This window comes from Thalassospira sp. ABD4_177, assembly GCF_056160125.1.
Window position 1 is genome coordinate 37,547 of the sequence record NZ_JBSWWO010000004.1, and the last position, 14,789, is coordinate 52,335.

General features: G+C 55.7%; 15 protein-coding genes and 1 riboswitch. Of the genes, 6 read left to right on the top strand and 9 right to left on the bottom strand.

All coding sequences use genetic code 11. The features are described 5' to 3' along the window. Positions 1–4: 4 nt before the first annotated feature. Both ACXAF0_RS18105 and ACXAF0_RS18110 read right to left on the bottom strand, forming a co-directional pair. Positions 5–799: a motility protein A gene (locus ACXAF0_RS18105; protein ID WP_475347228.1), complete on the bottom strand. Its 795-nt coding sequence runs from the start codon at positions 797–799 to the stop codon at positions 5–7. A 295-nt stretch (positions 800–1,094) separates the two neighbouring features. Beyond that, positions 1,095–2,807, bottom strand: coding sequence for a methyl-accepting chemotaxis protein (locus tag ACXAF0_RS18110; protein ID WP_475347229.1), 1,713 nt, complete (start codon positions 2,805–2,807; stop codon positions 1,095–1,097). Between the two features lie 245 nt (positions 2,808–3,052). Here ACXAF0_RS18110 and ACXAF0_RS18115 point away from each other — a divergent pair, with 245 nt between their 5' ends. From ACXAF0_RS18115 to ACXAF0_RS18135, 5 genes are all read left to right on the top strand, one after another. After that, on the top strand, positions 3,053–3,319 hold the full coding sequence (locus ACXAF0_RS18115) for a hypothetical protein (protein ID WP_475347230.1): 267 nt from the start codon (positions 3,053–3,055) through the stop codon (positions 3,317–3,319). Positions 3,320–3,636: 317 nt separating this feature from the next. Next, entirely contained in the window at positions 3,637–3,870 is a 234-nt protein-coding gene (locus ACXAF0_RS18120; protein ID WP_475347231.1) for a hypothetical protein, read from the top strand. 162 nt (positions 3,871–4,032) lie between these two features. Continuing rightward, positions 4,033–4,560: an adenine phosphoribosyltransferase gene (locus tag ACXAF0_RS18125; protein WP_062955328.1), complete on the top strand. Its 528-nt coding sequence runs from the start codon at positions 4,033–4,035 to the stop codon at positions 4,558–4,560. A gap of 131 nt (positions 4,561–4,691) precedes the next feature. Beyond that, positions 4,692–5,138 (top strand): hypothetical protein, encoded by a 447-nt coding sequence (locus ACXAF0_RS18130; protein ID WP_475347232.1) that lies wholly within the window; start codon positions 4,692–4,694, stop codon positions 5,136–5,138. A gap of 122 nt (positions 5,139–5,260) precedes the next feature. Next, positions 5,261–5,830 carry a Panacea domain-containing protein gene (locus tag ACXAF0_RS18135; RefSeq protein WP_475347233.1) on the top strand — a complete coding sequence of 190 codons (570 nt, stop codon included), beginning with the start codon at positions 5,261–5,263 and terminating at the stop codon, positions 5,828–5,830. Between the two features lie 37 nt (positions 5,831–5,867). Here the strand turns inward: ACXAF0_RS18135 and ACXAF0_RS18140 are convergent, their stop codons facing one another. Both ACXAF0_RS18140 and ACXAF0_RS18145 read right to left on the bottom strand, forming a co-directional pair. Then, positions 5,868–6,947: a ChaN family lipoprotein gene (locus ACXAF0_RS18140; RefSeq protein WP_475347234.1), complete on the bottom strand. Its 1,080-nt coding sequence runs from the start codon at positions 6,945–6,947 to the stop codon at positions 5,868–5,870. Between the two features lie 41 nt (positions 6,948–6,988). Then, positions 6,989–8,143, bottom strand: a complete 1,155-nt coding sequence (locus ACXAF0_RS18145) for a trans-sulfuration enzyme family protein (RefSeq protein ID WP_475347235.1) — start codon at positions 8,141–8,143, stop codon at positions 6,989–6,991. Positions 8,144–8,245: 102 nt separating this feature from the next. Here ACXAF0_RS18145 and ACXAF0_RS18150 point away from each other — a divergent pair, with 102 nt between their 5' ends. Further along, complete coding sequence (locus ACXAF0_RS18150) at positions 8,246–9,559, top strand: NAD(P)/FAD-dependent oxidoreductase (protein ID WP_475347236.1); 1,314 nt, start codon at positions 8,246–8,248, stop codon at positions 9,557–9,559. A gap of 271 nt (positions 9,560–9,830) precedes the next feature. On the opposite strand, the gene ACXAF0_RS18155 is transcribed toward ACXAF0_RS18150, so the two are convergent. The 5 genes from ACXAF0_RS18155 to ACXAF0_RS18175 all read right to left on the bottom strand — a co-directional run bounded on the left by ACXAF0_RS18155 (position 9,831) and on the right by ACXAF0_RS18175 (position 14,659). After that, a complete protein-coding gene (locus tag ACXAF0_RS18155; protein WP_475347237.1) occupies positions 9,831–10,682 on the bottom strand; it encodes an EamA family transporter in 852 nt (283 codons plus the stop codon). A 91-nt stretch (positions 10,683–10,773) separates the two neighbouring features. Next, positions 10,774–11,826, bottom strand: a complete 1,053-nt coding sequence (locus ACXAF0_RS18160; RefSeq protein WP_475347238.1) for an MBL fold metallo-hydrolase — start codon at positions 11,824–11,826, stop codon at positions 10,774–10,776. A 197-nt stretch (positions 11,827–12,023) separates the two neighbouring features. Continuing rightward, entirely contained in the window at positions 12,024–12,977 is a 954-nt protein-coding gene (locus ACXAF0_RS18165) for an ABC transporter substrate-binding protein (protein ID WP_475347239.1), read from the bottom strand. A 90-nt stretch (positions 12,978–13,067) separates the two neighbouring features. Next, positions 13,068–13,880: an ABC transporter permease gene (locus ACXAF0_RS18170; RefSeq protein WP_475347240.1), complete on the bottom strand. Its 813-nt coding sequence runs from the start codon at positions 13,878–13,880 to the stop codon at positions 13,068–13,070. Beyond that, the gene (locus ACXAF0_RS18175) at positions 13,877–14,659 is read right to left on the bottom strand and encodes an ABC transporter ATP-binding protein (RefSeq protein ID WP_475347241.1); all 783 of its coding nucleotides are present in this window, start codon (positions 14,657–14,659) and stop codon (positions 13,877–13,879) included. The genes ACXAF0_RS18170 and ACXAF0_RS18175 overlap by 4 nt, the downstream gene beginning before the upstream one ends. Beyond that, a riboswitch (TPP riboswitch) is annotated at positions 14,650–14,761 on the bottom strand. (Overlaps the previous gene by 10 nt.) Between the last annotated feature and the right edge of the window lie 28 nt (positions 14,762–14,789).

Consider the following 14,789-nt stretch of genomic DNA (forward strand, 5'->3'; position numbering starts at 1 on the left):
TTCCTTAATTCGACGACTTGTCGATATTGAAATGGATGGCCGGATCAAGGAACGAATTCATCCTGTCCTGAATGGCGCGCGGGCCTTTGCGGTCGGCCAGCATGATCAGGCCTTCGGCAATCAGGTAGTTGCGAAACCGCATGATCTCTTCGCGCTGCTGAATTTTGCTGGCAGCGGGCAGGAAGAAAAAGCGCGATGCAACAATTCCGTAAAGCGTGGTGATCAGGGCGATGGCAAGGCCAGCACCAAGTGATGTCGGGTCATCGGCCATTTTATCAAGCATGATGACAAGCCCGACCAAGGTGCCGATCATGCCAAAGGCCGGGGCGGCCGCGGCCATGCTTTTGAGGATGGCAACCGGCACCAGATTGCGATTGAACGCATTGTCGATGGCGTTATGGAGCATCTCGGCGGTTTCTTCGCCGTCATAGCCGGTAATGATGACTTCCATCGCCCAGCCGAGAAACGGTTCGTCTTTTCCGACCCGTTCTGCTTCCTGTTCCAGCGCATTGATGCCTTTTTTTTGCAGCAGATAGCCCCATTTCACGACACGCCCGACTTCGCCGGTCAGTTGCCCCCGGCCCATTTGCGGGGCACGAAAAATCTTGAAGATCAGTTTGAGCGCGAGCAGCACATAGCGCGCTTCATAGGCAATAAAGGTTGCCGCCAACGTGCCGCCAACCACCATCAGCGCACTCGAAAGGCTTAGGAATACCAGATAGTTATCGGTCGAAATAAAGATCGACCCGATAAACAGGCCAAGGCCTACCATAATGCCTAAAATCGTCGTAAACGACATTGTCCCCACAATCCCCCGGGTCGTCGCGATGGCGCTACGTGCAGCGAAATCACCATATATTAGAAAAGCGCGTATTATTTTTTACGTAAGAATAGGCACGTAAAACGTTGCTTGGAAGTTAATTTTATCAATTAGGGGTGGATTTTACGTTTGGTTGTTCGGGGTGTCGCGAAGCGCCCAGGGCTTCTGTTTTCAGATGTTTTATCTTTGTTTGGGGGCGGGCAAATACAAGACCGGCGGCAAAACCACTGTCTTGCCGCCGGCTGATCGATTGTCTTGGGTAGTGTTCTTTTGGTTAGCTACTGCGAATATCGGCAAGGAACTGATCGACCTGCGCGCGCAAATCGTTTGAAAGCGTTCCGAGCTCTTCGGCAACATCAAGCACAAGGTGGGCTGCCTGATCGGTATCAGCGACCGTGTTGCTGACGCGTTCGATGTTGCTGCTGACTTCCTGTGTGCCGATGGCAGCCTGTTCAACGTTCTGGGCAATTTCGCCGGTGGCATCGGATTGTTCGCCCACGGCGGCTGAGATGGTGTTGACCATTTCGGTGATGCGGCTGATCACGTCCGAGATATCGCCAATCGAGGTTACCGTCTTGCCGGTTTCTTCCTGAATGGCGGTGATCTGTTCGGCGATTTCGTTGGTGGCACGGGCTGTCTGGTTGGCAAGGTTTTTGACCTCTGCCGCGACAACGGCAAAGCCTTTGCCAGCTTCGCCGGCACGGGCTGCCTCGATGGTGGCGTTCAGTGCCAGAAGGTTGGTCTGACCGGCAATGTCGCTGATCAGTTCGACAATCTCACCGATGCGGTTGGCAACCTCGGACAGGCCCTGAACCGTGTCAGAAGACTGGGCGGCTTCACGGGATGCTTCGGCGGCAATCTGGGTGGATTGCTGCGCCTGTTCGCCAATTTGGGAAATGGATTCAGACAAGTGATCTGCCGCATCTGCCACGGTACGGACATTGACGGTGGCTTCCTCGGACGCGGCGGCAACCGTGGTTGCGCTTTTGCTTGCGCGGTCCGCAGAATCCACAAGTCCCCGTGCCGTGGTTTGCATGCGGTCGGCAGAGGTAGACACTGCACCGACGATCTGGGCAATCACACCTTCAAAGCTGCCAATGTGGCGCTCAAGGCTTTGCATGCGTTCTTCGCGGCGTTTGGATTCAATTTCCTGTTCGGCTTCCATCTGTTTTTTGGCAATCGCATTGGTGCGGAAGACATCAACCGATCTGGCCATCTCGCCGATTTCATCCTGGCGCGACAGGGCATTGATTTCAAAGTTGGTATTGCCATCCGCAAGCGCGTTCATGTCATTGCCAAGATCCGACAACGGACCGGTCACGATCCGGGACAGCAGCACGCGCATACCAATAATGGTGGCAATGGCAATCGCCAGACCGCCCAGAACGATGCCGATCAGAATTCGGTTGGTCTTTGCCTGTTCCGGTGCGACCGAAAGGCTGGACGACAGAACCGCGATCACATCACCGGTATCGGCTTCCATCGCGCCATGGCAGCTAAAGCAGACTTCGCGATCCGCGCCCTTGGTTTCCCCCAAGACAATCGGCATAGAGAGGCGATAGCTGCCGTTTTCGGTATAGCGACCGATCATCTGGCCGGTTTCGATCGCCTCGGCATCAATTTCGTCGCGCGGGGTTTTAAGCGGTTTGTCGCCGAATTCTTCCATATAGGCCATGGTTGTCGGCCCCCATGCGGACCACAGCTCGCCCGGATAGTCGCCATTGCGGCTGTCAAACCAGTTGTTGAAAACCTGAATGCCGATGTCATCGATATCATCAGGGCGGGCCGCCATGACATTGACGATCAGCGCGTGCAACGATGTCAGTTCGTTCTCGCTCAGCTGATGGAGCTTTTCATCCATGGCCTTTTCTTCGACGACCGTCATCATCAAAAGCGCAATGATCACAGTGGTCGAGACGCCAAATGCGGACGCCCACATAAAGCGTTTGCGGATGCTCATGGCGTTGAAAGCAGACAGGATGCGCATGGTTATTCCCCGGTGGCGACGACTTCAAGAAACCCGATGAAACAGGCTTTTACGATCCAATTCATGGGCTTTTGCACCATGCATGTTCGCGCAAAAAGTGCTTTGATATGCCTCAAGTTGTGCAAATTGAATTTGTATAGTTCGCAACGCGCACAGAGCCGTTTTCATCGTGCCGGGGCTTGCCAGTTGTGCGTCAAACAGGCATAAGCAGGCCAGAAAACCCAAGCGATTTACAGGATTGTCTGATGACGCTGTCCTATAGCGACACCCGCAAGAAACTCGATCAGATCACCGCAGAAATGCTGGGTCTGATCCGCAAATATGATCTTGATGCTGCAAGTCCGTTTGACGTGATCGAAGTGGCGCGCGCCAAAATTACGGACCAGAACGACTATATCCGCTTTCTCGAGCTGTCTCTCGAAGGGCGGATTTACGGCGAGTATGGCGATGCGCTGCAAAAGCAGATCGACGAAGAAGCCAAACAGGCCGAGGCGGCGAAGAAACTGAACTAAGGTTTTTCAACGCGCTGTTTGCATATCGATTTGATTTTATGACGGCCTGTCTTCACCGCGAAGGCGGGCCGTTTTCATATCTGCATCATCGCGCAATCTGGCAGAAATCTTCTAGTGGCGTGATATCCGGGGTTTGCGGTTTTGCAAGAATAGGGCGCTTTGTCACAAATTCTTCCCGATCTTGTCACCGTGCTGCAGTTGAGAGGCCATGAAGTTCGGACTATATGGCTGCTGTGAACGACGCATCATCAAAAACGATGTGCAGCATTTCGGCGGTGAGATCCGCTGAAACCCCAACGAGCAACAGGATGACTGACATGAAAAAGAGTTACGTCCAGACTCTGATGGAAGTCGAAAAAGTATTCGGTCAGATCAATGACCATGACTACCGCCTTTACCGGGCAGTCTGGGGCAACCGTCAGGCGGCCCAGACCGGCCTGCCGCGCGGAACCCGTGCAGAAATAAGCAAGAAGCTGGCCAATGACTTTGTCGCGGCAAGCAGCCCGGCGACCCACACTCCCCAACGCACCGTTTCATCACACGCCGCCTGATCGCGGTGTGTGAAACCAATGGCAGGCAGGGGGCATGGCATCATGTGCCTTGCCAATCCGCTCTGATTCAGGCATCAAGTGTCGCCGTATGTGATCTCGCCATGATATTCATGGCTTTTGACCTGCGCCGTAACATTTCCTGATATCTGGCCGGAGTATTCCATGTCGATCAAGTCGTTGATCCGTACCATTCCCGATTACCCGAAAAAGGGCATCATGTTTCGGGATATCACGACGCTGTTTGAAGACCCCTATGGTCTGAGCGAAGTGATCGACAGTTTCGCCGCCGAATTCCAGGACAAGAAGATCGACATGATCGCGGGTATCGAAGCCCGTGGCTTTGTCATCGGTCCGGCGGTTGCCGTTGCCCTTGGTGTGGGTTTTGTCACCATCCGCAAGCAGGGCAAATTGCCTGCTGAAACCGTTGGTGTGGAATATGAGCTTGAATACGGCTCGGACGTGATTGAAATCCACAAGGATGCCGTCAAACCAGGCAGCCGCGTTTTGATCATGGATGATCTGATTGCAACCGGCGGTACGGCATTGGCCGCGATTGATCTGGTGGAGAAAATCGGGGCAGAGGTCGCTGGTTGCGCCTTCATCATCGATCTGCCCGACCTTGGCGGCGCGCAAAAAATTCGTGATCGCGGTGTCGAAGAATTCCATCTTGTTGAATTCGAAGGCGACTAAGCACCCACGTCGTTCGTTGCGCCGGGTAGCAGGAATTGCGATTTTGCTGCCATATGCCTATATATTCATGTAGAATGCATAGGTTGCATTAGCTTTATTCAACCGCCCGTGACTCACCAAGGTATAGGAAGATGGTCGCACCGGTCCAAAACGCACAGACAGTTTCACAAGCAGGTCACTATGGCCGGCTTGCGTCGGCTGGTGCGCGCGGTTTGTCGACGGTCAACCGTGACAGTCAGGTTGAAGCACCGTCCCAGCATTATACCTATGACCCGGATGACGACGGCATTCTGTTTAATGCCTATGTCGATGGCAAAGACAAACGCCAGTCCGGGCAGGGTAATTCCGGCGAGCAGAAAGACCAGCGCACCGAACAGCGCAACCTGTCAGCCGCACGCCGTGCCAGCGACAAGGAAGGCGCGGTCGAGATGGAGAGTGACGTTGATTTCGCAAGCCTGCTTGATCCGTCGATCCCGTTTGATCTTTCGGCCAATAGTGGCACGTCGTTTTATCAGGTGGTCAATGCCGTGACCCATGGTGTCGGCGTGCGCGGTACGCATCTGGATGCGACCGTCTAGGTTCCAGGCGCCAGACGGCAGGGCATTGGTCTTCCCGCTATCTCTTCCCTAAATTCGAAAAACCTGATTGGTGATGCTTGTTGGCATCTGCCATAGACTTTATGATCCTTGGGAACGCGTAATTGTTTCCCAAGACCATCGGGCCCAGCATGAAGAACAAGCCGGTTCTCAATACGGTATTTGATGCCGCATTCAGGTTCATTGACCTCGCACTCAATGACAACGAATACCTGCAGCCGCAAAAACTGCACCGTTTGTTGTATCTGGCACAGGCCTATTACGGGGCGAATTACCATGGCAACATGTTGATGCCCGCCATCTTTGTTGCCGAGGAATTCGGACCGGTGGAACCGAACCTTTATGCCGTCATGGAAGAATCCCGGCCCGATGTGCGGCTGAAATCGGTGGATCCGAAAACAGTTCATTTCCTTGAAAGCATCTGGTCGCAATTTGGCCATCACACGGTCGAACATCTCAGTATGACCGTACGCAACCATCCGCCCTACACCAAGGCCTATAAGGAAGGGATCGGGACGATCATCCCGTATGATGAGCTGGTTGAATTCTATGCCTCGGTCCGCAAGACTGCGACGACGCCCGAAGCCAAGGAAGTCGTGCGCCCACGCGTCATGCGCTCGCACAAGGGCAAGCCGGTCGCAACCACCGACTGGTTGCCGCGCAAGATCAAGTAATCAAAAGTCTGTTGGAAAAGGTCAGTGATCGGAGGGCTTAGGGCCGATCTTGCCGGTCTTCCTTGCCCATGCCGCCAAGGTTCTGACAGGGATCGCCGCGCGCGATATCGTTGGTAAACCACATGAAATCGATATCGTCGGGGGCGCCAAATCGCATGGCGTAATCTTCGACCAGTGACGCGTCAGGGCCGGGATCATCAGCCTCGATCAGGCTGACGACAGCCATATCACGCATTTCAAGACCCGGCTCAAAACGTTTGATGTGCCAAGGGGCGGCAATGCTGTGGCGGACATGCATGGCACCGGCGATCAGGAACGCGCCGTCAATGCCGTCAATCTGGGCTGCATCCGTCATCGCACGGGCAAGCGATGCATCGCGGGCAAACTGAACGGCAGAAAAACTGCCCAGCATGCTTTCGGGCAGCATGTTGCAGTGGCCCTCGGCGATTTCGACATTAAACCGATCCAGCATTTCGGTCGGAATGTCGGGTAGGTCAAGCTTGGCTGCCAGATCATCGGGCATGGCATCATTGCCCTCGCTGATCATGGGTTTCAGCAGATCATCGGGCAGATTGCCCGCCACCATCATCAGACCGTTGTCGCGTGCGGCCTGTGCGATCGGGGCATAGTCATGCCAAGACGGCCAGCCGCGATCTTCCCACGCCAAGGCCGGGCCAAGTTCGGAAATCGGCAAGTCCTGCCAATTTTCATCAAGGGTGACCTGCTGATCACGGGTAAACATTTCCCAGACAATCGCCCGTTCCTGATCATCGGCATTGCTGAGGGCATCGACCAGTTGCGCCTGATGATGATGATGGATCGGGTTGTCATGCTTTTCGCCGATCAGAACATATTTGCGATCCGACAGGCGCTCGACCAGCACATCGAACATGATGTATTCGCCGGCTTTCACATCGAAAATCAAACCCGGTGCGGGGGGCAGGGCATTAACATCCGTCAGATTGCCCTTTGAACCGTTAGTCTCCTGCGCGGCTGCCGGGGTGCTTGGTGTCACAGGCAAAAGAACGGCCGATGCCAGCACAACCGCAGAAACACCACGGGTCAGAACACGTGACAATGATCTGTTTGAATTGTGCGATGGCATCGGTGGTTGCATGGGCGATGTCGTTCCGGATCAAAGAAAAATGCAGTATATGCTCACTTGCTTATGTGAAAAGCTGTTTCCAGATCGTTAACAAGATCATTACAATCTTCGATCCCGACGGATAGGCGCAAAAGGTCCCCCGGAACGGGGCTGGTCGGGCCTTCGACGGAGGATCGATGTTCGATCAGGCTTTCAACCCCGCCAAGTGACGTTGCGCGTTTGAAAAGCTTGCAATGGTTGTGGAATTCAACCGCGCGCTTTTCACCGCCCTTGACCCGAAGTGACAGCATGCCGCCAAAGCCACCCTGCATCTGCTTTTTGGCAATGTCATGGCCGACATGGCTTTCAAGACCGGGATACTGGACCTGTTCGATTTCCGGGTGGTTTTCGAAATGTTTGGCGATTGCCATGGCGTTCGCACTGGCGCGTTCGACACGAATCGAAAGGGTACGCATGCCGCGCAGCAAAAGCCAGGTTTCAAACACACCCAGAACCGCACCACCGGATGCATGCTGTTTGCAGACACGCTGCCAGAACTCGCTATCTGCTGCGGTGGTCAGCGATCCCGCCAGAACGTCACTGTGACCATTCAGGTACTTGGTGGCCGAATGCATAACGATATCGGCACCAAATTCAATCGGGCGGGTCAGAAGCGGTGTTGCAACGGTATTATCAACGGCGACAACCGCGCCTGCCGCCTTGGCCAGCTTTGCAACGGCGGCGATATCGGTAATCTGCCAATCCGGGTTGGCCGGGGTTTCAAGCCAGACCAGCTTGGTCTTGCCGGCAACGATGTGCTCGTCCCAGTCTGCAATATCGGCGTTATCGATAAAATCAAAGCTGATACCTGCACGCACGCCGCTATCAAGCATGAAGCTGCGCAGTGCCCAATACATCACCTTGGGGGCGACAACATGATCCCCCGGGTTGAGCGCATGCAATACCGCCACGGCGGCTGCCATGCCAGATGCAAATAGGCGGGTTTCAGAACCACCTTCAAGCTCGTTCAGAACAGCGCACGCCTGATCATATGTCGGGTTGTCGGCACGGGTATAGCAGCGCCCGTCATGGTAGCTGAGATCGGTGTTGCGTTCGAACGTGGTCGAGGGATAAAGCGGTGGTGTAACGGATTTGGTCGCTTCATCGACCCAGCCAAGCGCCTGTCCGCTCACGGTGGCGGGGGACTGTTTTTTTGCATTATCAGACATGGTGGCACCTGATTTGGTTGAGATTTGTTGGCGCGCAACATAACGTGGTTCCCGCCACACACCAAACTGAATTGCCACCAAAACTGATCTTTAGGTCCCCACATGACAGAATATCCAAAAAACACCCTGCCCAAGGAATGCGACGTTGTTGTTATCGGCGGCGGCATTCACGGGTCATCCTGTGCCTATTACCTGACAAAAGCCGGCATGAAAGTCGTGCTTCTGGAAAAGGACACGATTGCATCACATCAGTCCGGCCGTGCCTGGGGCTTTGTGCGCCAGCAGGGGCGTGACCCGATTGAATTGCCGCTGATGATGGAGGGCAACAAAATCTGGCAAGGTCTTGAAAAGGAACTGGATGCTGATCTGGAATGGCGTCAGGGCGGTGTTTTGTTCGTCGCGCGTGATGACAAGGAAATGTCGGAATTCGAAGGCTGGATCGACGACACCAAACATTTTGGCATCGAAACCCAGGTTCTTGACCCCAAGGGTGTCACAAAAATGATCCCCGGGATTACCACACCGGGCGTTGGCGGGATCTATACCCCGTCCGATGGTCAGGCTGAGCCGAAAAAGGCCGCACCGGCCATTGCCAAACGCGCCAGCGAAATGGGGGCCGTCATTGCCGAGGGCTGCGGCGCGCTGTCGATCGAGACCCAGGCTGGCGCGATCAGTTCTGTCGTGTCCGAGCAGGGCGAGATCAAATGTAAATACGTCATTTGTGCCGCCGGGGCCGCCACCCACAAATTCGTCGCCAAGTTCGGCCGCCGTCTGCCGCAACAGACAACGCGCGGCACGGTGATCCGCACCACCCCGGTGCCCGATATTTCGGCCGCCGGGACCTTGGCAGCGGGGCTGGCGTTTCGTCAGCGTGCAGATGGATCAATGAACATCGCCGATGAGTTCATGACCGACATTGATCTGACGATGGGGCGGTTGAAATTCGCCCGTGATTTCATGCCGGGGCTTTTTGATAACTGGGCGACCTTCAAGTTCCACATGAACAAGCGGTTCTTTGATGATCTGGTGGATCGTGTTCCCGGCTCGGACGCCTCAAAGCAACCGATGATCGGACGACGCACCAATCAGGCAGAGCCCTATGAAGTGCGGGTTAAAAACGCGATGCGCAACCTGCAAAAGATCCTGCCGCAAATCAAGAAGGTCGGTATTGCCGATACATGGGCGGGCGATATCGATGTCACCCCGGATGCGGTGCCGGTGATCGATCAGTTCGACAACCCCAAGCATTTCTTCGTCGCATCGGGCTTCTCGGGCCACGGCTTTGCCATGGGACCCGTGGTTGGCAAGGTGCTGGCTGACTGGATCACCACCGGACAGCCATCCATCTCGGTCAAGGGCATGGAGCTTGGCCGGTTCGAAGACGGTACCCGCCGTGTGCCGCGCACGCGGGTCTGACCCGGCGGTTTGCAGCAAGGGATTTGTTCGCCCAAGCAGGTCCGCAGGTTTCATACTTGCGGACTTGACTTTAACGCGCGCTCACGCGACAAATTGGAATGTTATAACGTAACTTTTGTGTTGTGACGGCTTCATGAGGGTTGCAGTTATGGCATCGGGCCGGGTGATCTGTCGCCCAAACAGATGAACCGGACGGACCGGCAATGCCATCTGGTGTTGCCGGTCTTTTAATATGCTGTGACAGGCGTCAATGCGTTTGGTCGGCAGGGGGTTACAGGCTGCGGGCCAGACGCAGGATAATCGCCCCGCCCAGTGTCATCATGGTCGAGGACAGCTTCACAAGATTGAGCTTTTCCCCCATGAAGAACACGCCGATCAAAAGGGCAAAGACAATACCGGTTTCGCGAAGTGCTACCACAAGCGGGATCGGTGCCTGCGTAAAGGCCCACATGACAGTGGCATAGGCGGCAAAGGATGCGGTTCCGCCCACCACAAAAACCTTTTTGCCCGATCTTGCAATATCAGCCAGCATGCGCGGGCGCATGAAGGTCGCGATCACGGCAAAGATCACAACGTTGCCAATCGTCTGATAGCTGTAATAGCCAAGTGCGGTTCCGGCCAGTCGTGCACCCGTGCTATCAACCAGTGAGTAGCTGCTGATAAAACAACCGGTGATGATGGCGGCAAGGGCGGCATTGCGGTTGCGCAGGCCATCGGCCTGACGGGTGATGCACATGCTGATGATGCCAACCCCGATCACGACAATCGCCAGCCTCTCGCTGACATGCAGGGTAACCCCCATGATCAGAACCGAGACCCCGGCGACGATCAATGGCGAAGACCCACGTGCAATCGGATAAACCTGACTGAGATCGCCAAGGCGATAGGCCAGGATCAGAAACAGCTGATAGCCAATATGAAGCCCGATGGACCCGATCAGATAGGGCCAGCTTTCCGGCGCTGGAAGGTCGACAAACGGCAGCAGGAGCAAAACAATCGGCGTATGACCCAGCACGATTGCCGTCATGTTCATCAGTTTGTCCGAGCCACCCTTGACCAGTGCATTCCATACGGCATGCATCAGGGCAGCACCCATTACGGCAAGAAAGACAGTCAAACTCATGGCGGGGCAATCAATGTTACGGTTTTGTGACGCAATCATTGATGCTTAGCACGCAGTTTGAAAAACCACCAAACCGAACTTGAGTGGGCTGCTATGTGGCAGACGCCGTAGGCTCGACCTTTTCGCGGGTTGTCGATGCGGGATTGGGTTTACCCGCAAAGAACCGGGTCGCACCAATCGGCGGGGCGATGAAATCATCCTCTGCAATTCCGGCATGCTTGCGCGCGGTGGCCAGTCGAGCGGGTGGTTCATCAACCGGTTCGGCCGTTAGCACAAAGGTACCCCAATGAATGGCTAGCGCCTGTTTGACACCCATTTTCTGCATGATCTGAATGGCTTCTTCGGGATTGCAGTGGGCATTGCGCATGAAATCGCGCGGGCCATACGCCCCGATGGGGATCAGGCCGAAATCAATCCCGCCATGGGTTGCACCCATTTCGGTAAACAGCGCCTCGTTCCAGCCGGTGTCGCCGACAAAATAGAACCGGTAGCCATCAGGAAATTCCAGAACATACCCGCCCCACAGCATTTCCTTGCGGTCCTTGGTGGTGCGGCTGGACCAATGGTTGGACGGCACGTGGGTGATTTTTACATCATCATGATAATGGCTTTCATCCCAATCAAGCTCGACATAACGCTCAGCAGTGATCCCCGCCTTTTCCAGAAGCGCACCGTTTTTCAGCGGCAGGACATAACGCGGCGCGTTACCAAGCTCTGTCAGGCTGGCCAGATCGAAATGGTCATAGTGATTGTGTGACAGCAACACCAGATCAAGCTTGGGCAGCTGATCAATGGCAAGGCCCGGCTGGGTATAGCGTTTCGGACCAAGGCGTTTGAAGGGCGATGCGCGTTCGGAAAACACCGGATCGGTCAGGATATTAAGCCCGCCATATTGCACCAGCACCGTGGCATGACCGACCCATGTAACCTGCAGGCGGGTCGGGTCGGGATTGTGTATGGCCGCATGATCGGGTGTTTCGGTCGGGATTTTGCCGATCTGATGTTTGGCCTTGGGCCAGTTGTCATCGCCGAAATAGCGCCGTCGCAGGAAATGCCAGAAGGACCGCTTGACCGTATCGGGCAGGGGATGGCGGTTTTCAAAACCGGTATCGGTGTGATGGTCGGGTTTGGTTTGTTGCTGCACTTTTATGTCCTGCTCCGATGGTGGCGTAACCGCCCTGATGGGTTTTACAACCCATTATAAGGTAACGGTCAATCTCACCGGCGCAAGGGAAAGGCCGGAATGCGGGGCACACGTTCCGGCCTTTCGGGGTGCTTTCGCGGGTGCTGGGACGCAGCCCGCGAAAGCAGGGGGGACTTGTTGGTTATGCGATCAACTGATCATTCGATGACGGCGACATAGCTTTCAAGCGCCGGGGTTTCCTCGATCAGGCCCTGTTTGACCATGTAATCGGCAAAGCGGGCATAGCGGGCCTTGTCAAGGGCGGCCGGACGCAGGGCAAAGCGCGGCAGGGTGTCGGCCCAGGCCTTGATGTTGAGTTCGTCATCAAGGTTCGGATAGGCGGAAATAAAGGCCTGCCAGCTGTCATCCGGATGGTTGATCAGGTACTGCACACCTTCTTCAAGGGCCGCCAACATGCGGGCATAGCGCGGATCATCGGTCTGATCATTGCGGACCGTCAGGATCAGCTCGTCATAGGGCGGCACGCCTTCTTCCTCCACAAAGAATGCCTTGCCCGGCTTGCCTTCGATCTCCATCTGGTTGAGCTCGAAATTACGATAGCCGCCAATGATCGCATCGACCTGACCGGAATAAAGCGAGGGCGACAGCGAGAAGTTCACATTGATCAACTCGACATCGTCAATCGAGACGCCGTGATTGGCCAGCATGGTGCCAAGAAGTGCATCTTCAAACCCGGCCAGGGAATAACCGATTTTCTTGCCCTTAAGGTCGGCGATCTCCTTGATCGGGCCATCTTCGAGCACGATCAGGCTGTTAAGCGGGGTGGCCACAAGTGTGCCGATCCGCGTCAGCGGCAGACCTTCGGCGGCCTGAACATGAAGCTGCGGCTGATAGTTCACCGCAACGTCCCCCTGACCAGCTGCAACAAGGCGCGGCGGGGCGGACGGATCGGATGGTTCGATCAGCTCAACATCGAGATCATGATTGGCAAAGAAACCCTTTTCCTTGGCAACGATCAGCGGCGCGTGATCCGGGTTTACAAACCAATCCAGAAGAATGGTCAGCTTGTCCGCGGCAAAGGCGGTGCTTGATGTTCCCAGAACAGCCGCCCCAAGACTGGCTGCGGTAAGTATGGATTTAAGGCGTGGCATGGAAGAACCTCCGTATTTATGCGCCTTTGTGCGCTGAGCGTTAATTGTGTGAGGATTGTTTTCGCCGCCCATCAGGCAGGGATATTCGGTTTATTCTGCTGGTTTCAGACTGTCGGGCTGCCATGGCAGGGCCGCGCGCAGCACGCGATCGACAATGAAATATTGCGTGATTGAAAACGCACACAGGATCAGAAGACAGGCGAAAACCATATCGATCTGAACCCGGGCATTGGCATGCAGCATCAGATAGCCAAGACCGTGACTGGACCCGACCCATTCGCCAATCACAGCCCCGATCGGGGCGACCGCAGTGGCCACCCGAAAGCCCGATGCAAAGGCGGGCAGGGCGGCGGGTAGGCGGATATGGGTCAATAGCCGCCAACGGCTGGCCCCCATGGTGCGCGCCAGATCAAGCCAGCCGGTTTCGGTGCGTGACAGTCCATCGAAAAAGGCAACAGTCACCGGGAAGAAAATGATCAATGCGGCCATGGCGATTTTGGACGCCAGACCAAAGCCCAGCCACAACACCAGAAGCGGGGCCAGGGCAAAGAACGGAATGGCTTGCGAAACAAGCAGGATCGGCATCAACCAGAAACGTACCGGTGAAAACAGCGCCATCGGAATGGCCGCCAACGTGCCAAGCGTCGCCCCGGCAAACAGGCCAATCACGGTTTCCGCAATTGTGTACTGCGCGTGGTCAAACAACACATCATGGCGCGCGATCAGCGTCGCCCAAACATCGGCCGGGGTCGGCAGCATGTATTTCGGCGCACCCGTGACAACGACCAAGATCTGCCAAGTGGCAATCAAGGCGACGATGATGATCAGCGGCCGCGCGAGTTTCAGCCAGCGCCGTTCTGACAGCGGTTTTGATTTGGTGTGAGGATTGATTGGGTTGCTCATGCCGCGCCCCCTGACAAATCGGCGCCCAGTTGCCCCAGAAGTTCGGCCTGCTGGGCCAGAATTTCAGGGTCGGCGATGTTGCGCGGGCTTTGGCCCTTGGGCGTGATGGCGTCCTGTAACCGTGCCGGGCTGCCAGACAGCACATGAACCCGGTCTCCCAAGCGCAGGGCTTCCAGCGGATCGTGGGTCACCAGTAGCACAGTTTTGCCGCGCAGTACCCGTGCCGCCAGTTCCTGCAGGCGCAAGCGGTTCAGTGGATCAAGGGCTGAGAATGGTTCGTCCATCAGAACAACTGGCCGGTCTTCCATCAGCGTTCTGGCAAGGGCGGCGCGTTGTTTCATGCCGCCAGAAAGTTCTGCGGGGCGCAGATGGGCAGCATCAGCCAACCCGACCTCATTTAACAAATGTGAGGCTTTGTCATGTTTTGGTTTTTCACCGCGCAGGACAGCGCCCAGCACCACGTTTTCATGCACGGTGCGCCAAGGCAAAAGCAGGTCCTGCTGCGCCATATAGGCGACCCGACCGGCAAGCGGCGCGTTATCGGAACAGGTTATGGTACCGCGAACATCGCCTTCGACCAGGCCTGCGAAATACCGCAGAAGTGTACTTTTGCCGACACCACTTGGCCCCAGCAGGCAGGTAAAGCTGCCGGCCTGTAATGTCAGGTCAAGGTCATGGAAAATATCCGCGCCATTAAAAGCAACGCTGGCGCCATCAAGGGCGATATCAAATCTTGTGGGATTTTGCGCCGTCTGGGGCGCGTGTTCTGTGCTGCGCATACGATCCTTCCTACGCCGGTCTTAACCGGTTCAGGTTCAAAGGGTCGTTCGGCAACACCGAACCTCTCAGCCGATTTACGATCGGCCCCCCCGGAGATCACGCGACTATGCGCAGACAAAACGCTGTCGT